The 19,210-nt window shown below is 43.6% G+C and carries 16 protein-coding genes and 1 pseudogene; 8 read left to right on the forward strand and 9 right to left on the reverse strand.

The window, feature by feature from the left end; all coding sequences use genetic code 11:
* Positions 1-56: 56 nt before the first annotated feature.
* On the forward strand, positions 57-1,601 hold the full coding sequence (gene glpD, locus AACV20_RS00310) for a glycerol-3-phosphate dehydrogenase (RefSeq protein WP_170907748.1): 1,545 nt from the start codon (positions 57-59) through the stop codon (positions 1,599-1,601).
* A gap of 143 nt (positions 1,602-1,744) precedes the next feature.
* Entirely contained in the window at positions 1,745-2,410 is a 666-nt protein-coding gene (locus tag AACV20_RS00315) for a PilZ domain-containing protein (RefSeq protein WP_019282225.1), read from the forward strand.
* A 17-nt stretch (positions 2,411-2,427) separates the two neighbouring features.
* On the opposite strand, the gene luxQ is transcribed toward AACV20_RS00315, so the two are convergent.
* From luxQ to AACV20_RS00345, 6 genes are all read right to left on the reverse strand, one after another.
* Positions 2,428-4,974 carry a quorum-sensing autoinducer 2 sensor kinase/phosphatase LuxQ gene (gene luxQ / locus AACV20_RS00320; RefSeq protein ID WP_170895220.1) on the reverse strand — a complete coding sequence of 849 codons (2,547 nt, stop codon included), beginning with the start codon at positions 4,972-4,974 and terminating at the stop codon, positions 2,428-2,430.
* 15 nt (positions 4,975-4,989) lie between these two features.
* On the reverse strand, positions 4,990-6,090 hold the full coding sequence (locus AACV20_RS00325; RefSeq protein WP_170895219.1) for an autoinducer 2-binding periplasmic protein LuxP: 1,101 nt from the start codon (positions 6,088-6,090) through the stop codon (positions 4,990-4,992).
* A gap of 224 nt (positions 6,091-6,314) precedes the next feature.
* Positions 6,315-7,466, reverse strand: coding sequence for a conjugal transfer protein TraF (locus tag AACV20_RS00330; RefSeq protein WP_170907749.1), 1,152 nt, complete (start codon positions 7,464-7,466; stop codon positions 6,315-6,317).
* A 95-nt stretch (positions 7,467-7,561) separates the two neighbouring features.
* Positions 7,562-7,885 carry a GIY-YIG nuclease family protein gene (locus AACV20_RS00335; RefSeq protein ID WP_170895217.1) on the reverse strand — a complete coding sequence of 108 codons (324 nt, stop codon included), beginning with the start codon at positions 7,883-7,885 and terminating at the stop codon, positions 7,562-7,564.
* Positions 7,886-8,539 (reverse strand): YceH family protein, encoded by a 654-nt coding sequence (locus AACV20_RS00340; protein ID WP_088733427.1) that lies wholly within the window; start codon positions 8,537-8,539, stop codon positions 7,886-7,888. It lies immediately after the preceding gene.
* 57 nt (positions 8,540-8,596) lie between these two features.
* A complete protein-coding gene (locus AACV20_RS00345) occupies positions 8,597-8,800 on the reverse strand; it encodes a hypothetical protein (protein ID WP_026027876.1) in 204 nt (67 codons plus the stop codon).
* Between the two features lie 190 nt (positions 8,801-8,990).
* Here AACV20_RS00345 and AACV20_RS00350 point away from each other — a divergent pair, with 190 nt between their 5' ends.
* Both AACV20_RS00350 and AACV20_RS00355 read left to right on the forward strand, forming a co-directional pair.
* Positions 8,991-9,308, forward strand: a complete 318-nt coding sequence (locus AACV20_RS00350; protein WP_010319897.1) for a DUF496 family protein — start codon at positions 8,991-8,993, stop codon at positions 9,306-9,308.
* Between the two features lie 307 nt (positions 9,309-9,615).
* A complete protein-coding gene (locus AACV20_RS00355; RefSeq protein ID WP_013867916.1) occupies positions 9,616-9,867 on the forward strand; it encodes a YgjV family protein in 252 nt (83 codons plus the stop codon).
* 149 nt (positions 9,868-10,016) lie between these two features.
* Here the strand turns inward: AACV20_RS00355 and glpK are convergent, their stop codons facing one another.
* On the reverse strand, positions 10,017-11,537 hold the full coding sequence (glpK, locus tag AACV20_RS00360; RefSeq protein WP_026029114.1) for a glycerol kinase GlpK: 1,521 nt from the start codon (positions 11,535-11,537) through the stop codon (positions 10,017-10,019).
* Between the two features lie 52 nt (positions 11,538-11,589).
* Positions 11,590-12,444: an MIP/aquaporin family protein gene (locus tag AACV20_RS00365; RefSeq protein WP_010319894.1), complete on the reverse strand. Its 855-nt coding sequence runs from the start codon at positions 12,442-12,444 to the stop codon at positions 11,590-11,592.
* A 529-nt stretch (positions 12,445-12,973) separates the two neighbouring features.
* On the opposite strand from AACV20_RS00365, the gene glpA reads away from it, so the two are divergent.
* The 3 genes from glpA to glpC are packed head-to-tail and all read left to right on the forward strand — an operon-like array spanning position 12,974 to position 17,156.
* A complete protein-coding gene (glpA, locus tag AACV20_RS00370) occupies positions 12,974-14,623 on the forward strand; it encodes an anaerobic glycerol-3-phosphate dehydrogenase subunit A (RefSeq protein WP_170907750.1) in 1,650 nt (549 codons plus the stop codon).
* Positions 14,620-15,933 carry a glycerol-3-phosphate dehydrogenase subunit GlpB gene (gene glpB, locus AACV20_RS00375; RefSeq protein ID WP_170907751.1) on the forward strand — a complete coding sequence of 438 codons (1,314 nt, stop codon included), beginning with the start codon at positions 14,620-14,622 and terminating at the stop codon, positions 15,931-15,933. Before glpA ends, glpB begins: the two co-directional genes overlap by 4 nt.
* On the forward strand, positions 15,930-17,156 hold the full coding sequence (gene glpC, locus AACV20_RS00380) for an anaerobic glycerol-3-phosphate dehydrogenase subunit GlpC (RefSeq protein WP_064626232.1): 1,227 nt from the start codon (positions 15,930-15,932) through the stop codon (positions 17,154-17,156). Before glpB ends, glpC begins: the two co-directional genes overlap by 4 nt.
* Before the next feature lie 89 nt (positions 17,157-17,245).
* On the opposite strand, the gene AACV20_RS00385 is transcribed toward glpC, so the two are convergent.
* Entirely contained in the window at positions 17,246-18,337 is a 1,092-nt protein-coding gene (locus AACV20_RS00385) for a ketoacyl-ACP synthase III (protein ID WP_170907752.1), read from the reverse strand.
* 189 nt (positions 18,338-18,526) lie between these two features.
* Between AACV20_RS00385 and AACV20_RS00390 the strand changes: the two are divergent.
* Positions 18,527-18,739 (forward strand): annotated as a pseudogene (locus AACV20_RS00390) (thioredoxin domain-containing protein); the annotation flags it as partial.
* Positions 18,740-19,210: the final 471 nt, after the last annotated feature.

The following is a 19,210-nucleotide window of genomic DNA, read 5'->3' on the forward strand; positions in this document are numbered from 1 at the left end:
ACTAAAAAATGGTTTCATACGAACATTACAGAACAAAAACGAAATAGGTACGCTCAATGAACAACCATTCTGTTTGCAACTCGATTGAAGCCGAAAATAATGTGCTCGACATTATTGTTGTCGGTGGCGGTATCAATGGGGCAGGCATCGCCGTAGATGCTGCTGGCCGCGGGCTGAAAGTTGGCCTGTATGAAGCAAAAGACTTTGCTAGCGCTACCTCTTCTGCGAGCTCAAAATTAATTCATGGTGGGTTGAGATACCTAGAACATTATGAATTTCGTTTAGTCGGTGAGTCATTGGCTGAACGCGAAGTACTGTTGCGCAAAGCGCCTCACATTGCAAAACCAATGCGATTTCGTCTACCACACCGCCCTTTTCTAAGACCTGCTTGGATGATTCGTGCCGGACTTTTTCTTTATGACCATTTAGGCAAACGCACCTCACTACCTGCCAGCAAAAAAATAGCCCTTAACGCGGGTGTGGTGACTAAAAATGAGATGAAAATGGGTTTCGAATACTCAGACTGCTGGGTCGATGATGCTCGTTTAGTGATACTGAATGCGATGCAAGCACGTGAACTCGGTTCCGAAGTAAAAAACTATTGCCGCGTTGAATCAGCTCGTCGTGTTGACGAGTTATGGCATGTGACTTTGTTTGATGAAAAAACACAAACTCGTTTTACTCGCCGCAGTCACTCGCTTGTCAACGCAACAGGTCCCTGGGTTAAACAGTTCATTGATGAGCAGATTGAAATTACTTCTCCCTACGGTATCCGGCTTATCAAAGGATCACATATTATCGTGCCGAAAATTCACGATGAAGAGCAGGCGTATATTTTACAAAACGAAGATAAACGGATCGTCTTTGTGATCCCCTATCTTGATCACTATTCAATGATAGGCACCACCGATGTCGAATACCGAGGTGATCCTCGTCAAGTGAAAATTAGCGTCGAAGAAAAACAGTACTTATTGGATGTGGTGAATAAGCACTTTATCCATCAGGTCACACTGGATGATATTGTGGCTGACTTCAGCGGTGTACGCCCGCTATGTGATGACGAGTCTGACTCACCACAAGCCATTACTCGGGACTATACACTCTCATTGGATCAACAAGCTGATAATGCGCCACTACTTTCTATTTTTGGTGGAAAGTTAACCACTTATCGCAAGTTAGCTGAATCTGCTATGGGTCAATTAAAACCATTTTTTAATCAAATGTCTGACAGTTGGACCGCAAACAAACCACTGCCTGGTGGAGAAGCCTTTTATCCAGCACAGCTCAAACAGCAGCTTGAGCAGCACTTCCCAGATCTTGATAAAGCGACCATTAACCGCTGGATCACTAATTATGGTAGCCGAGCTTCGGTGATGCTCGATAATGTGCAAAGTAGTGCTGATCTAGGTAAACATTTTGCGTTTGGGCTCTATCAATGCGAAGTCGATTATCTCTTACATTATGAATTTGCTTCTTCATGTGAAGATATCCTATGGCGCAGAAGTAAACTCGGCTTAACATTTAACACAGAACAAATTGATCAGTTAAATGATTATATCGACCAATCATCAACTTGCGAATGTCAACGCATCAGTGCTTAACACAAGATGTAGCCACTAGAATTAAACTTGAGAAAAGCTCTTAGAAACATGATCTTCTGAGAGTTTTTTACTTTTTCTTAGTAGGTGACGTAAAAATCACGGGGTATAGTAAAGCTATATTCCCGTAACGACGATGCCACTCAATGCCAATTCCGAATACTAACAGCGACGATCTCATCAAACTCCTTAAGCCATGCATGAAAATCCTCGTCACTATTGAATTCGGACCTGAGGATTCTTACAGCTTTTCAACGACAATTGTCGGATGCAAACGTGAAAGATACGTACTGATCGATATGCCCGTTAAAGCTCGTGAAGACTTGGTGATGCGAAAAATAGTTAATATCCAAATCATTTTGCGTGGGATTTGTGACACTGAATTAGGTCATATACTCGCGTTCAAAACCTCGATTATTCGTAGTATTTCTAAACCGTTCGGATTACTGTTTATCAAGTTTCCTAAGCACTTTGTGACCAAACCAATCCGTGAGCACGAGCGCTATAAACTCTCTTTGCCAGCCGTTATGCATGAAGGAGAGCATCAATTTAAAGGGAAATTGATCGACTTTTCTATTTCTGGCTGCGCGCTATTTATTCCTGGCTTGCACCATTTAGAAAAAGATATGTTTATTGAGATAAAGTCCACACTTTCCCCACTTCTACCACAAGATCTCGCTTGCCAAATCGTCAGTGTGCGTCAACAAGGTAAAGGAATGTTAGTAGGCGTTAAATTTCTTGAATCAATTGCAATGACAGCTGCATTGAAAAAAGAAATATTAGAACGCGCTTTTATGGCTGGTAGCGTATAAGAATGTTGCGCGGTGCTTTATTTCTGCCGTTTTTGGAAGTGACAAAAAGCCTCATGCAATGCTTTCTCTTTGATAGGTTTAACTATCACATACTCTGCACCTGCGGCCATAAATGCTTCGTTAGTCGATTGCATACCATCAGCTGTACACGCATAAATAGGTACATCCATCATCAACTCATGTTTGATCAAATGCGTTGTTTCAACCCCACCTAAGTAAGGCAGTTGGTTATCCATTAAGATAAGATCCACTGGATGATCTTTCACATAATCAATCGCCTGTAGACCATCCTCTACTCTTGTCACTTCCATACCGTATTTTTTGCAAAATGCTTGAGCAATAAAAGCGTTGGTATGATTATCTTCGACTAGCAACACTTTGATTGGTTTTTCAAACATTTCATGTGGCGGCGCGCGCTCATAAGATGGTATATCCTTCCCGCAGTCACTCACGACAACCAGCGGGAGTTCAACAGAAAATGTAGTACCTACTCCAAATTGGCTTTTCACGTTTACGGCACCACCAAGCATCTCAATTAAGCTTTTGACAATCGCAAGCCCCAAACCACTACCGCCGTATTCTCGTGTGGTGTTTGATTCTACTTGAGTAAAAGGCTCAAAAATAAGCGCGAGATCTTGCTCTCTGATGCCGATACCTGTATCACTAATCGAAATAAACAATTGGTGGTTATTCTTTTGCTGGAACTCAATGCTAATCAACCCATTATGGGTAAACTTAGTCGCATTATTTAATAAATTAAACAGAATTTGGTTCAGGCGGACTTGATCGCTATGGATCATCATATCAGGCGGAATATTGCTCTTTAGGCTGAACTCAATCTCTTTTTCCGCACATAATGGCCGATAGATACTTTCCACGGCAGAGATGACCTCAACCAGCTTAAAGTCAGACTCTTGAATTCTAAACTGTCCCTGCTCTATCTTTGAAAAATCAAGGATATCATTCAGCACCGCCAATAAATGTTCACCACTACTGCATAACACATTCACTTGTTCAAGTTGCTCATGGTCACTGATTTCACGCTTAAGTAATTGAGAAACCCCTAAAATTCCATTCAATGGTGTTCTCAGCTCATGGCTCATTTTTGCAAGAAATTCAGCACGAATACGCGCCGACTCTTCCGCTTCTTGTCTTGCGAGTCGGCTCTGTTTGGCCGCCTCAGCGATTGTCGTAATATCTTGTCCTTGAGTGATGATTGACTCAATTCTCTGCTCAAAAATAATGGGCGATAAATTCCAGCGAAAAACCTTGTTGCCAACTTCAACGTTTATCTCTCGGAACGTTTCTTGTTCAAGCGCAAGGCGTATCTTTGGCTGCAGTTCTTGCTTTAATGCATCAAGAATGCACTGCTGTTGATCATTGCGACGCATGAAATATTTCTTTGCTGATGGGTTCATTTTGATGATATCACCGTCGATACTCCATACTATGATGGGCGAAAGTGAAAAATTGAACAGATCTTCAAATTGTTTTTCTTGCTCAGATAAACGTTGAAATGTGTGTTCTAGCGTTCTGCCGAAGTGATCAAATTCATAGATTTTAGAACCAGAAAAAAGCTCATAACTCCCAGCTTCTGCAGCTTTGTGGGTGTAATTCATCAAGCTACTGATTTCATTTTTGACACGCTGCTGTAACCACCAACGAGTCAAAATAGAGACTATTACCATCGCAAAAAGGGCAAAAATCATCCAAAAAAAATAATTTTCACGTAATTGCAATACGTTCTCATTGCTCTGCACACTGAGGACGTTAATATAAATTGGTACGCCTTCTATGGTTAACGCGGTACGGCTTACCATGTAATCGGCAAAACTATAGGCGTCAAAATTATCTTCTAAAACATCACGTTCCGTGTAGGTCTCATCACCATTAATTGTTGAGGCTAAGACCTTTTCACCCGTCGTCATCACGAGATTTTCTGAGTTACTCCCTTCACGTAATGTTTCTGCCAGCACGTAATTGTTGTTAAGTACGGTAGCAAGATGCAAAAAACCAATCACCTCTCCGGACTGCGAGTCAATAACGGGAGTACGTCTGACCATTAGGTAGGCATAGCCCAATTGAGAGGGCGATTTGATCATATGCCAGTTATTACTTAACGCGACTTTACGAGACATGTTTACCAGCTCGTTTTGTTCAATACCATAAAACTGAGCATTGCCATCTTCCCACATCAGGCTATCAGAATCAGAAATGAAACGAATGTCAGGTGTGTTGGCTACTTCTAGCTGGTCAACTCCAAAAAAGAACTGATCAATGCTGTCATTATCGCCCTTACGAATTGCTTTAACTAAACCTGCATTTTTTGCGCTGCTATCTTGGTTTATCTGCAGTAATGAAAGACGGAAGTTAAAGAGGTTCTGGATGAGACTAGAGGTTTGAGAAGCCGTACGTTGTACTTCTTGAGCAATGATTTTGCTACTGATCTGATAACTTTGAAATAAAACGCTGAGCGTCAATGCGCCAATCACCGCAATCATTGATTTGGTGATCACGGTAGCTATCTTTTGTTTTTTCTTGACGGTGCTTGACCTTAAACTCATTAATGACTCGATATATCAATGGTCAGAGTAACGAAATGCTCGTTTTTTGAGCTTTTCAATATCCGCTGAAGAGACCTCTTTGGTTACCAACTCAAAATCACCTGAGTAAACCGTAGGTACCGGCTTTCCTTCAAGATCCCACTTAATGGCTTCCGCCATAGCAACACCGGCATCATCATTGACACGCATGATAGTCACATCAAGTGTGCTATTTTGCAGCGCGTCCAATTCAGCCTCACCACCGCCCCAGCCGTTTAACGTAATATCTTCTCTATTTTGCTGCTGCAACGCATCCATGGCACCGAGAGCAACATCAGTAGAGCATGCGTAAATAAAATTAATATCTGGTGTTTGTTTAAGAATACGCAAAGTTGCATCAAATGCACTATCTCGTGTCGCTTTTGTATAAAACGAAGAGGCCAAGTGATATTTGCGGTCTCGACTCATTTCTTGGATAAAACTATCGCCGCGTGCATCGCTAACATAGCCTTCAGAATAATAGAGTACGGAATAAGCACTATTCTTTGGCGCCGACTTTTTGTAGTAATCCACCAGTTTCATTGTGCCAATTTCATGATCAAACCCCACGTACATAAAAGGCTGGCGATCCCCCCAACTTTTTACTGGCGTAGTGATATTTTGCAGAATAATTTTGGTTTGATTTGAACTTAACAACTGCTCGATAAATTTACGGTGGCGGATGGTATCAAGCGTAAACACCAAGTAATCGGATTTGTTTCTGATCGCTTCCATCAACGATAAACTTTGTTGGCGAATATCGACATTCGGACGAGTGAAGACTTGGTTAATTTGGTATCTAATCCCAAGTTCGTCTAAACGCATCTCAAAGGCTTTGATATTGCGCGCCCAATAATCGGAAACTTGTTGACCTGGATAAACAACAGAAATATGAATAGGTTTATCTTGCTCTATTGAGAGTACAGCGGGAGGTTGACGCACTGCCTGTATCATCTGGTCGGTAAGAGCCTGTTGCGCAGGATTAAGATCTAAAAACTCTTGATATCGCCAATAGCCATTTAAAACTTGCGCTGCAGCCTGAGTGGAGGCTGCCAAACTGACACTGAATACAAATGAAAGGAGCAGGATTTTTCTCATGGCATTCTCGTTACACTAACTTCTGGATTTAATGACACACAATGGCTGATTTCGCACTCGTCATATTCTCGGACTACCCAATGAAGGATCAAACAAGTAGCCCGTATATCATCTTGATTATTAAGTATGTTCCTCATAAATGATAGTGCAAACCACTAAAAAAGCTGACTTGCACTCATAACCGCTCATTTACTAAACAAAAGCATCAGAATGCTTTCCTATACTTAAAAGGTGAAAGCTAAATTTCCAGAAATGCCAAATTGATTATCTCCAGCATAGTTTCCTGCAAGATCGAAACTGACAAGATCTCCGGGGCTGATGCCAATGCCAAACGTCACGGCGTTGTCCAAAGTATCTTCTAAATCGATTTCATAACCCGCACGAAGCTGTGCCCATCCCCAAGCATTACCTTCTAAACCAAAGCGTAGGTATTGTGTATCATCTTTTTGGTCTTGGAAACGACTCTGCTTTGTTGCATCTAAATCGATTGCAGCAGTGAAAAACTCAGTGACATATCCACCCGAGATTGTGACTTGCGTATCCAAATCATACGAGCTTAAACCGTCAATGGTTTTTAATTCTTGAGCAAAAAGATCCTTTACCGCAACACCCACTCGAAAATCGTTAATTAACCACACAGCCCCTAAATCAAGATTGAAGGCATTATCGTTCGTTTCGCTTTTGTCATAATCAGCAAGATCGAATTCTTTTACCGAAACATTTTGCTTATAGGTTCTTAATTGTTGAATTTTAGGCGTAATGCCAAATGAAAATTGTTGACCACGAATGTTGTATATTTTGGCCAGTGCTAGGCCAAATTCTGAGTAACCAAATGCAATCAGATCAACGGTTGAATTTTTATAACGATTCTCAACGTCGGTGCCGCTACTGCCTGTATTTGCCGCAATATCAGAACGCGCAATCACCTCCGCGTGCCCACGCGCAAAAATATTAAGTGAAACTAGATCGAGAGGAATTGCTATCGCCATACCAATGCCCGCCGATGCTGCAAGAGGTTTGTCATCGGCAAGCTGGTCTAAATACTGATTGAGTTTATCAATATCACTTTGATTGGGTGTACCGGAATTTTCAAACGCTTTGATGCTATCTTGAAGGTCATCAATGGATTTTAGGCTTTTGTCTGGGTCTCTAGCCGCACCACCTATCGCAGGGAAAAGCACGCCAAACGTGTCATTATTCCGATACACGGCCACCAAAGCAGGATTATAGAATGGAGCTAGCAGATAATCGGCCGTTGTTACGCCAGTATTCCCCATTCCATTACCACGTGCGTCAGCTATCGTGTTCGCCGCTTGTGCAGAAGCACAAGCCAACAATAGCAACGATACCACTGACCATTTGTTGTAACTGTCCATATTGCAACCAACCTTGTTGTTATTATTCCCTAAACAAGGTTAATACAATTTTTTACATTGCACATGAAATTGGCGAATAATGCCGCTGACCAAACCTAATCGTCACTAAAATCATCCATACCACTAACAGAGAAATGAACATTCTCTTGCCCTGCCACCAACTGTTCTTTTTGCAATTTGGTCAGTTTTTTAATCGCTAGCTCAGTTTTTAAAGCGAGGCTTTTACCGCCTTCTACACGTTGAGACCAAACCAATAACAACGGTCCTTTACCTCGTAACGCTTTTGCACCCTTCCCTGTTTGGTGTTGTACAAAGCGTCGTTCAACATCCGTTGTAATACCGCAATACAGTGCTTGATGGCGGGTTCGAACCAAATAAACCCACCAGTCCGGGCTATCTTTGTGGGGAACCTTATTCACTTACAGTAAGCTTTCCACCAAAGCGCGTAACTCGGCGACTTCATTTTTTAGTGCGTGAACCTCATGTTCAAGCTGATCAATACGAGCAGTCGCCCCACCTTCCGGAGCATGAGCAAAGGTTTGCTCTAAACTTTCAACGTCAACCTCTCCAGAAAAGAGATGTTGATAACGCGACTCTCGTTTACCCGGCTCACGCGGTAGCTTCACCACCAGCGGGCCTGATTCACGGTTGGCTAAACCGTCTAGAATAGTTTCGACTTCTTTTACATCGGTAAAACTGCATAATCGGTTAGTGCGAGTGCGCAACTCTCCCGGCGTTTGTGGCCCACGCAACAGCATGCAGCACACCAAACCAAGCTCTTGATTTGACAGTTTTAAATCGCCAAATTCGGTGTTGCAGAAACGGTGCTGATATTTGCTCACTCGGCTATTAAAACCACTTTCATCACTCATCAGGTGACGAGCGATCAAGCCCTCAGCGGCATCTTGAACCTCAGCTTCGGTTAATGACAGCACTGGCTCACGGTTACTTTTTTGGTTACATGCGGTGGTCAAGCTGTTGAGCGTTAATGGGTAGTAATCAGGCGTGGTCACTTCTTTTTCAATTAAGCAGCCAATAATTCGTGCTTCTAGGGGAGAGAGCTCAATGTTCATTATAATTTCCTTTTTTCTAAGCGGAGTTTCCTAATCGAGGCCACAATCGATGTTGCATTAGTGTTCTAACAACAGTGAAATTCGGATGATTTTCCCATTACTATCAATCATCACAATCTTTGCACGGCTTAACTCTAACTCGGTCATCTCCAGCTTCTCACGTTCGCTAATATAAGCTTCACGCAATTTAACACTGTGATGCAGTTCAGCGTTTGCAGGTACATCTTTTCTTTTAGGTACTAAAATTTCTGAAAGTTGCATCTCTAAATACCATAAGATAGCGATTTGAAAGGTACATGATATAGCGCCTATCCGTACCAATACAATCAGTAATGACTAGAGTGATTATTTCTTAATCAAGAGTGAGTCAGGATTGATCTAAAGGCTGTTATGTATCAGCTCGATATGATTTAATCAATGGCATTGACATTCAAGTTGGGAAAAGGAACCTATGAGTATCGTATTTGAAATTGTTAACCAAGCTCGCCGTAAAAATAAACTGAAACGTGAACTACTAGATAACGAGAAAAAAGTTCGTGATAACCGTAAAAGAGTTGAATTGCTTGAAAACTTACTCGATTACATGAAACCGGATATGACCCACGAAGAAGTCATGGCGATCATCAATAACATGAAAGCCGATTACGAAGATCGCGTCGATGATCACATCATCAAAAGCGCAGAAATTTCAAAAGAGCGCCGTGATATTAGCCGTCGTATCCGCGAGCTGACCGATAAAGATAAACAAATGACTCAAGGCAAAAAGTAAAATTGATGCCGACCATCTTCGAAACCCGTCTTAAGACGGGTTTTTTTATGGCCAAAACATTCACAAAACAAATCAATATTTCTATCAACAAAAAGTGCGATAAATTTTATGTGATAGACATTAAACGTTTGCGTAATCGCTAACCTTCACCGAACCTAGTTTTGAGTCTTTTATCACATATTAGCTATTGTTATATTTATACACAGTAAATCAATTATGACCATTCGAGGCACGGAGCTTCCTCACTTATCTCACGGCGAGAAGATTGGTACCGACATCGTTCGGCATATATTAAGAGGGTCAAATTATGGAAATGAATGTGGTTGAAATTTTGGGCTATGCAGCTTCGATCATGGTGGCGATCTCGCTGACAATGAAAGATATCGTTAAACTGCGTATTCTTAATTTTGTTGGTTGTGCACTGTTTACCGCTTACGGACTAATGATTGATTCATGGCCTGTAGTGCTCACCAACGGTTTTATCGCCTGCGTAAACATCTACTTTTTAGCAAAGATGCAACGAGAAAAAAAAACGGCTGACGCCAAAAGCGCTGCATGATAAACCCAAAATAATAAAAATTGACGTGTAAAAAAATGCTCTGCCACGATGACAGAGCATTTTTTATCGATAAATCAGAGAGCAAAAGCATAAATAGCCAAGCAAAAAGCCTCTAGCAGGGGGATACATAGAGGCCATAAGGCTAAGTATTACTCTTCGTCATCGTGCATAGTTGCCCAAGCTTGAGCACATTTCACCGCACGTTTCCAACCTTTATAGCGACGATCGCGCTTCTCTTCATCTTGATGAGGAACGAATGTTTTATCGATCACGGCTTTATCAGCAAGCTCATCCAAGCTTCCCCAAAAGCCAACCGCAAGACCAGCTAAATAGGCTGCTCCTAGCGCGGTCACTTCCGTCACTTTAGGACGGTGTACTTCTGTATCAAGCACATCTGATTGGAATTGCATTAAGAAATTATTGGCTACCGCGCCACCGTCTACGCGTAATGCTGACAGTTTGATGCCAGAATCAGCTTGCATTGCATCAAGTACATCACGTGTTTGGTAAGCGACACTTTCCAAGGTCGCACGAATAATATGGTTCGAATTCACGCCACGCGTTAAACCAACAATCGTACCACGGGCATAAGCATCCCAATACGGCGCGCCTAAACCAGTAAACGCTGGCACAACATAAACGCCGTTGGCCGTATCAACTTTCGTAGCGAAATATTCTGAGTCATGCGCATCTGAAATCAGTTTCAATTCATCACGCAACCATTGAATCGATGCACCGCCCATAAAGACTGCACCTTCAAGCGCGTAGTGAGGTTCACCAGCAGGGCCACAAGCTAGAGTTGTTAGCAAGCCATTATGTGAGGTGACTTTCTCTTTACCTGTGTTCATCAATAAGAAACAGCCAGTGCCGTAAGTATTTTTTGCTTGGCCCGCCTCAACACACATCTGCCCATAAAGCGCAGCTTGCTGGTCACCCGCAATTCCAGCAATAGGAATACGTGTCCCGCCTTTACCACCAATGTTGGTTTGGCCGTAAACTTCGGAAGATTTCTTCACTTCAGGCATCATAGACAAAGGAATATCAAACTCTTTTAGGATTTTCTCATCCCAATGCAAGTTGTTGATATTGAAAAGCATAGTGCGAGAGGCATTGGTATAATCCGTAACGTGAACACGGCCTTGTGTCATGTTCCAAACGAGCCACGAGTCAATTGTACCAAACAGCAGTTTTCCAGCCTCGGCGTCTTCACGAGCCCCTTCGACATTATCCAAAATCCATTTGATTTTGGTGCCAGAGAAGTAAGGGTCAAGCACTAGGCCTGTATTCTCACGAATGTACTCTTCTAGCCCTGGGCGGGCTTTCAATTCTTCACAAATGGATGCGGTACGTCGACATTGCCATACAATCGCATTGTAGACTGGTTTACCCGTTTCTTTGTTCCACACCACCGTAGTTTCACGTTGGTTGGTAATACCAATCGCCGCAATTTCATCACTGCGAATACCAGCTTTGCCAAGTGCTTCTACTAGCGTCGAACTTTGCGTCGCATAAATTTCCAGTGGATCATGTTCAACCCAGCCAGCTTGAGGGTAGATCTGGGTAAATTCACGCTGAGAAACACTGACAATGTTAGCATCATGATCTAACACTACAGCACGTGAGCTTGTTGTTCCTTGGTCAAGGGCAACAATATATTTCTGCTCAGTCATGGTCTTTTCCTTATCTTTCACGTTAATCGTTTTATAAAGTGTTGTCGTTATTTTAGACGTGAGCTTGCTCACTTTCTTCTACGTCATCACACTGGTTTGGAATGGTGCAGCCTACGCCGACAGTAGGTAAGTACGCGCCAATAAATTTAGGGTAAGCCCATGCCCCAAAACAGGCACCAGCAATAGGAGCAATGATAGGTACGATGAAGTATGGGATATCTTTTGCACCTGTTAGTGCGTAGTCCCAGCCAGCTAAGTAGGCAAACAATTTAGGGCCAAAATCACGCGCAGGGTTCATTGCAAAGCCAGTCAATGGGCCAAGTGAACCACCGATAACCGCAATCAGAATACCAATCAGCAATGGGTTCATTGCATTGCGATGTGCGCCGTTATTTTCATCACCTAGTGCCAAAATAGCGAACATTAATACTGCTGTGATGACAAATTCGACCGCCAATGCACCAACAAATGATAATGAAGCATTAGGGTAGGTAGAAAAAATACCCGCTGTGGCTAACGCTTCTTGACTGCTACGTACAAAATTGTGTGCGATTTCATAATCAGTAAAAAGGTTGCTGTACAAGCCGTAAACCAGAGCAGCAGAGCAAAATGCACCGAGCATTTGCGCCGCAATATAGGGAAGTACTTTTGCTTTGTTGAAGCCGTGGAAGGCGGCCAGTGCAATGGTCACCGCCGGATTAATGTGAGCTCCAGAAACACCCGCAGTGCAATAGATGGCAATTGCCACACCTAAGCCCCACATGATGCTGATTTCCCACTGACCAAATTGTGCGCCAGTAAGAACTAAGGCAGCAACACAGCCTACACCGAAAAAAATCAGCAATCCGGTGCCGATAAACTCCGCGATACACTCTCCGAGAAGAGTATGTTGTTTTGTTCGAGTCATAGTAAGTGTCCTTGTTTATTTTTTGTGTACACAATGTTTGTGTGTGGCAAATTTTGCACATTTTTCTTCCCACGAAAATTAAAAAACAGCATTTATGAGCGTTCGAACACAATTTTGTTACTTGCAATATCGTTTTTTGTTAATTAACTCATTATTTTGATCTTCTGCTCATTAACGCAGAGCTTAACAAATGATAGGAAACTAAGGGTGTCTCTATAAACAACGACATAATCAAGTGCAATAACGGATAGAGATATGATTTCATACTGCTAAGAGAGGCATGATGATGAAGTCATCGGATCAGCTCGTAAGCGCATTTGTTCTCTAAAATCCACTCCAGTTGTTAAATTAACCCAACCTAAATTGTTAAACCGTTCATCATTTTGATATGAAATAACATACAAAGATGATATTACCGCCAAAATGAAACACAATTTCGCTCATTCGCGCTTTTGTGAGCAATATATCGAACATTTTCTATTGAAAATGCCACACTAAATATAAGTTTTTCATCGAATAAGGTTTCACCATGACCACAACCACACGATTTGAAACCGATGTTGTTATCATTGGTGGCGGAGCAACCGGTACAGGGATCATGCGCGACTGCGCACTGCGCGGCATTGCGTGTATTTTGCTAGAAAAGGATGATATTGCTTCTGGTACCACCGGGCGAAATCACGGTTTATTACACTCAGGGGCACGTTACGCTGTTACCGATCCTGAATCGGCCAAAGAGTGCATCCAAGAGAATCAAATTTTAAAAAATATCGCTAGACATTGTGTAGAGAAAACCGACGGCCTGTTCATTACTCTGCCTGAAGACGATCTTGCTTTTCAAAGCACGTTTATCGACGCGTGCGCTCAAGCAGGGATTACAACCGAGCCGCTTTCTGCCAAAGAAGCACTGCGTTTAGAGCCTCACGTTAATCCAAACCTTGTTGGCGCGATCAAAGTACCCGATGGCACACTCGATCCTTTTCGTTTATGCGCTTCCAATGTGCTAGACGCCAAAGAGCATGGTGCGCGGATCATGAACAAAACCATTGTGACGTCGCTGATCCGCCAAGGTGACACAGTATTAGGCGTGCGCTGTTTACAGCTCAACACTCATCAACAATATGAGATTTTCGCCAAAGAAGTGATTAACGCAGCTGGAATATGGGGACAAAACATCTGTGAATACGCCGATCTCAACATCAAAATGTTCCCCGCGAAAGGCTCATTGTTGATCCTTGATTATCGTATCAACAACCTTGTGATCAACCGCTGTCGCAAGCCTTCTGATGCCGATATTCTTGTCCCTGGTGATACCATTTCACTGATCGGTACTACCTCTGAACACATTGACTACGACCAAATTGACAACCTGCACGTGACTGAAAAAGAGGTCGATATACTACTGGCCGAAGGCGCGAAACTGGCCCCCATCATGGCGAATACTCGTGTACTACGCGCTTATGCGGGTGTGCGTCCATTGGTCTCTATTAATGATGATGGCAGCGGCCGAAACATCAGTCGCGGCATCGTATTACTTGACCACGAACAACGCGATGGATTGAAAGGCCTCACCACGATTACAGGCGGTAAATTAATGACTTACCGCCTAATGGCAGAATGGGCGACCGATTTAGTCGCTAAAAAACTGGACAATAATACTCCTTGCGAAACTCATACTCGCGCCCTACCCGGCTCCAACGAAACCCCAAAACAGGTCAAAAAAACCGCCAGCATTGCCAAGCCCGTCTATGAATCGGCTATTTATCGCCATGGTGAGCGCGCACAAAATTTCTTATCTGATGATGCAAAGAGCCAAGCGGTTATTTGTGAATGTGAAATGGTGACCGCGGGCGAAATTGAATACGCAATTAAACAACTCGATGTAAATAACTTGGTCGATTTACGTCGCCGCACTCGTTTAGGTATGGGGCCGTGCCAAGGAGAGCTTTGCAGCTATCGCGCCGCCAGCTTATTTCAAGAATATGGTCACGTTTCGGGAAACCAATCGAGCCAACTGTTGGTTGAGTTTTTAGAAGAGCGCTGGAAAGGCATTAAACCGATTTTCTGGGGAGATGCACTGCGCGAAGCTGAATTCAGTTACTGGATTTATGAAGGCTTGTTCGGAGCCAATGACATTCCAACGCAACACAAGCAAAATGAAAGTGAGGAGACGTTATGATGAAATACGACGTCACAATTATCGGTGGTGGAATTGCAGGTTACAGTGCAGGTCTTCGCTGCTTACAAGCGGGCCTAAAAACAGCACTGATCAGTCAAGGCCAAAGTGCTCTGCATTTTTCATCCGGTTCCATTGATGTTCTGGGTAAACTGCCTAGCGGCGAAGCGGTTGAATCCCCTTTGCTCGCCATGGAAGCATTACGTCAACAAGCCCCGAATCACCCTTACAGTAAAATTGGCGCTGACACTATTTCGCAAGGGTTAATGTGGTTTCAAAAAACGCTGCAGCAGCGCGGCATGCCGCTGACACACCAAGCGGACAACAGTAACCACCATCGCATTACTCCGATGGGGACATTGAAAGCCACTTGGTTATCACAACCTTATGTTTATCAACATAAAGCGAATGCTGATTTCAAGCGTATTGTGCTGCTCGCCATCGATGGTTACCGAGATTTTCAACCACACATGCTGCAAGATAACTTACGCGCTCTACCTGCATTTTCGGCTATCCCAAGTGAGATCATCAATATCACGATTCCGGGTTTCGAAGCACTTCGCCATAACCCCAACGAACTGCGCTCCATCGATATTGCTCGTTTGCTCAAACAACCACATGCATGGCGCAGTTTTTGTGATCAACTGATCCGTCATGCCACTGTGCAAGATCTAGTGATCCTACCTGCCATCATGGGCAATGGTGATGGGTTAACCTTACTGAACAAACTCAAATTGGAAACCAACTTGCAGTTGCATGAAGTCCCGACCATGCCGCCATCATTAATGGGCATCCGCATTGAAGAGACACTCAGCCGAGCTTTTTTAACTATGGGTGGTACCCATTTAAAAGGCGATAAAGTCATCAGTGGTGAATTTGATGGTAACCGTTTGACCGCCATTCATACTCAAAATCTCAATGATATGCCGATTCAAGCTGACCATTTCGTGATGGCTACAGGGAGCTATTTCAGCCAAGGTTTACAGGCTTCTCATCACGGTATTAGCGAACCCGTGTTCCAATTAGAGACGGAGAGCTGTCATGATCGCGCTCTATGGCGAAACCATGCCTTTTTCTCAGCAAACTCTCACCCTTTCATGACCTTTGGTGTGCTGACCAACACGTCACTGAACCCAACTCATCAAGGTAATATCATTACCAATTTATACTGCTGTGGTTCGATGCTCGCGGGTTATGATCCTGTCTTTGAAGGCAGCGGTGGAGGCGTTGCTATTGCCAGCGCTTACCACGCTACCTCTCAAATTATGGCTCAAACTCAATCTCGACCAGCCATTCAGGAGGTATTAGCATGAGCACCTCTTTTGTTGAAGCCGCACCCAAAAATACCTCTTTTGATCAATGCATCAAATGCACTGTTTGTACCGTTTATTGCCCGGTTGCTAAAGCAAACCCACTCTATCCGGGGCCAAAACAGTGCGGACCGGATGGCGAACGCTTGAGGATTAAAAGCGCAGAGTATTATGACGACCTACTCAAGCTCTGCACCAACTGCAAACGGTGTGAAACCGCCTGTCCTTCCGGAGTAAAAATTGGCGATATCATTGCTGTGGCGCGTGGCAAACATGGTAAAAAAACGCTGAGTCCAAAGCTGGTGCGTGATTACGTGCTGAGCCATACCGATCTTTTTGGCACGATCGCCACACCATTTGCACCGATAGTGAACGCTGCTACGGCTATGCCGATGGTAAAAAAACTGATGCACAAGACCATTGGTGTGCACGATCATAAATCACTTCCCAAATACTCACACGGCACGTTTCGTCGTTGGTTTAAGCAGAACTGCACACGCCAAGCCCTGTATAACCGGCAAGTGACCTATTTCCACGGCTGCTACGTTAACTATAACCACCCGCAGTTAGGTAAAGATTTTGTCTCTGTGATGAATGCGATGAATATCGGTGTACGGTTACTGGATAACGAGAAATGCTGTGGTGTACCGCTGATTGCCAATGGTTTTCACGATAAAGCACGTAAAAATGCGCTATTGAATGTGAAAAATATCGAAGCCGCGGTAGTTGATCGTCAAACGACGCTCCTCTCCACCTCATCAACGTGTTCGTTTACCTTACAACAAGAATACCCTCATGTTTTAGGGGTTGATAATAGTAAGGTGGTCAAACAAATCGAGTACGTCACGCGCTTTCTACTCAAAGAGTTCATGAGCGGTAATGCGCCTAAAATGAAACCCGTTAACTTGAAAGTGGTTTACCACACCCCTTGCCACCTTGAACGCAGCGGTAATGTCATTTTTACCATTGAATTATTAAAAATGATCCCAGGATTGGAGTTAGTGGTCTTAGACAGCGAATGCTGCGGCTTAGCGGGAACCTACGGTTTTAAAGAAGAGAACTATGACGTTTCAATGAAAATTGGCGCGCACCTGTTTGATGCAATCAAAACATCGCAAGCTGACTATGCGATTACCGATTGTGAAACCTGTAAATGGCAAATTGAAGAAAATACCGCGTTAGAAACCATTCATCCAATTAGCCTGCTCGCCATGGCGATTGCCTAGTTTATACACCTAGCATTGAGAGTAAAACAGGCCACATTGTGGCCTGTTCTCATACTGCTTGTACTGTGTGAACATTCGTTTTCTAAGCGTTATTTAGATAGCGGGCGCTGCTGGCAGTGCTCAATTGCATTGGCCAATAATTCTAACGCACTGGACTGACACTCTGGTAACTGCGCTTGGCTACGGCTAATCGCGGTAACACGCTCGCCCCATTTGATGTGCCCAGCCCCCCAAGTTAAGCCCGCCCCGAAAGCAGCCACCAGCAGGTTATCATTCGGTTTGATTTTCTCTTGTTCTACCGCTTCACACAATGCAATAGGTACGGTCGCGGCAGACGTATTACCATAGTGTTGAATGTTAACGAATGCTTTATCTTGGCTAATACCTGATAAGTCACACAAGGTTTGAATGATGCGAATATTCGCTTGATGCGGGATCACCACATCGACTTGTTCGGTTGAAAGACCGGAACGCGCCAACACAGTTTGCGCCGCTGCGCCCATACCTCGAACCGCGCGTTTAAAAATCTCTTTCCCAACAAAATCAAAATCCCAATACCCATTGTCAGCGGCAAAACGATCCATCGATGAGCCAAATCTAGGCACCGCCAAAATATCACGCCCTTCTGCATCACAGCCGATTTGTGCATCTTGCAAACCCACTACTTTATCGGTTTTACTCAAGACAACAGCGCCAGCACCGTCACCAAACAACACGGCGGTATCACGTTTGGTCCAATCAATGTAAAAAGAGAGATGCTCAGCACCCACCACTAACGCATGGCGGTAATGGCTTGCTTGCATTAAACGCGTCGCAGTTTCTAATCCATAAACAAAACCGGTACAGGCTGCATTTAAGTCAAAAGCGGCTGCATTTTTAATCCCAAGATTCTGCTGCACTTTCGAGGCAATATTTGGGATAAGAGAATCTGGCGAACAGGTTGCGATGATGATGAGATCAATCTCAGTTGCATCAATCCCAGCACAAGCGATGGCGTGTTGGGCGGCCACCGTAGCTAAATCCGAGGTATTCACATGGCTAATGCGGCGCTGTTCAATCCCGGTGCGAGTTTTAATCCACTCATCGGAAGTTTCAATAAAGGTGCTAAGATCATGGTTTGAGAGCGTTGCAGGTGGTAGGCATTTACCCCAACCTGTAATTTCGGCATAGAATTTTGTCATTGTTAACCTGTTTTTGTTGTATTTTCTAATGCAATCCAAAGACCTAAAATTAAAAACTCATCGTATGAAAGAGAAATGAGACTCAAAAGGTCCTTTTGATGTCAGTCAGTATACGCGCTTTTGCTCCGACGTTAAGTCTAGTGCGTTAAATGCGGCTGGAGCAAAACACAAAAATAAAGAGAGGAAACCATGTCAACATTCAATACTCGTTGCCCTTCGTGTCACGCAATGAACCGAGTTCCGATAGAACGAGTGACAGAAAGCCCAAACTGCGGTAAATGCCAAGCTCCCCTATTTGATGGAGCGCCCATTGAAGGAACGGAAGCCAATTTCGAAGCACTGCTTAATAGTCGCCAACCCGTTGTCGTCGATTTCTGGGCACCTTGGTGTAATCCGTGTTTAATTGATGTGGTAGCTGCTCAGCAAATATTGTCAAAAAGTAAGCAGATTATGCCCCACTACCTAAACCTGTGTAGCGCATCGCTTAAAATACCAGGCGGAACACTTAACTTAACTCCGTATCAAGAACCCCATTCTTAAAAAACTCTATAAACTGGTTTAATGATCAATCATTAATTGATAACCAAATATTCAACACACAGTGCATAACCAATCAACATGTTCATCTTTGTGTCAGTAGGTAACTAAGTTTGCTACCTAACAATAAAGATTGGAACTTTTACACCAAGGTTGGAGACTTTTTCTCTGGCTGCGCGTCACTGCCTATTTTTTGCTCTAGCACATTTTTGTCGAGTAGACGACACCTGTTACCAAGTGCCGCCCCTCTAAGAACCGTACGTGCAACTTTCACTGCATACGGCTCAAGCCTCCACTAAGGCATCATTGATACCCAGCAACTTATAAAGCAGTCGA

The sequence above is a fragment of the Vibrio sp. B4-6 genome (assembly GCF_963888245.1).
GTDB classification, from domain to species: Bacteria; Pseudomonadota; Gammaproteobacteria; order Enterobacterales; family Vibrionaceae; genus Vibrio; species Vibrio anguillarum.

What these genes read in the sequence shown, in the direction of transcription:
- AACV20_RS00355 (WP_013867916.1), top strand. Translation starts at nt 9,616, where the DNA reads ATGGAAATGAATGTGGTTGAAATTTTGGGCTATGCAGCTTCGATCATG.
- AACV20_RS00330 (WP_170907749.1), bottom strand. Translation starts at nt 7,466, where the DNA reads ATGGACAGTTACAACAAATGGTCAGTGGTATCGTTGCTATTGTTGGCT.
- glpK (WP_026029114.1), bottom strand. Translation starts at nt 11,537, where the DNA reads ATGACTGAGCAGAAATATATTGTTGCCCTTGACCAAGGAACAACAAGC.
- AACV20_RS00340 (WP_088733427.1), bottom strand. Translation starts at nt 8,539, where the DNA reads ATGAACATTGAGCTCTCTCCCCTAGAAGCACGAATTATTGGCTGCTTA.
- glpD (WP_170907748.1), top strand. Translation starts at nt 57, where the DNA reads ATGAACAACCATTCTGTTTGCAACTCGATTGAAGCCGAAAATAATGTG.
- luxQ (WP_170895220.1), bottom strand. Translation starts at nt 4,974, where the DNA reads ATGAGTTTAAGGTCAAGCACCGTCAAGAAAAAACAAAAGATAGCTACC.
- AACV20_RS00325 (WP_170895219.1), bottom strand. Translation starts at nt 6,090, where the DNA reads ATGAGAAAAATCCTGCTCCTTTCATTTGTATTCAGTGTCAGTTTGGCA.
- glpB (WP_170907751.1), top strand. Translation starts at nt 14,620, where the DNA reads ATGATGAAATACGACGTCACAATTATCGGTGGTGGAATTGCAGGTTAC.
- glpC (WP_064626232.1), top strand. Translation starts at nt 15,930, where the DNA reads ATGAGCACCTCTTTTGTTGAAGCCGCACCCAAAAATACCTCTTTTGAT.
- AACV20_RS00385 (WP_170907752.1), bottom strand. Translation starts at nt 18,337, where the DNA reads ATGACAAAATTCTATGCCGAAATTACAGGTTGGGGTAAATGCCTACCA.
- AACV20_RS00365 (WP_010319894.1), bottom strand. Translation starts at nt 12,444, where the DNA reads ATGACTCGAACAAAACAACATACTCTTCTCGGAGAGTGTATCGCGGAG.
- AACV20_RS00350 (WP_010319897.1), top strand. Translation starts at nt 8,991, where the DNA reads ATGAGTATCGTATTTGAAATTGTTAACCAAGCTCGCCGTAAAAATAAA.
- AACV20_RS00345 (WP_026027876.1), bottom strand. Translation starts at nt 8,800, where the DNA reads ATGCAACTTTCAGAAATTTTAGTACCTAAAAGAAAAGATGTACCTGCA.
- glpA (WP_170907750.1), top strand. Translation starts at nt 12,974, where the DNA reads ATGACCACAACCACACGATTTGAAACCGATGTTGTTATCATTGGTGGC.
- AACV20_RS00315 (WP_019282225.1), top strand. Translation starts at nt 1,745, where the DNA reads ATGCCAATTCCGAATACTAACAGCGACGATCTCATCAAACTCCTTAAG.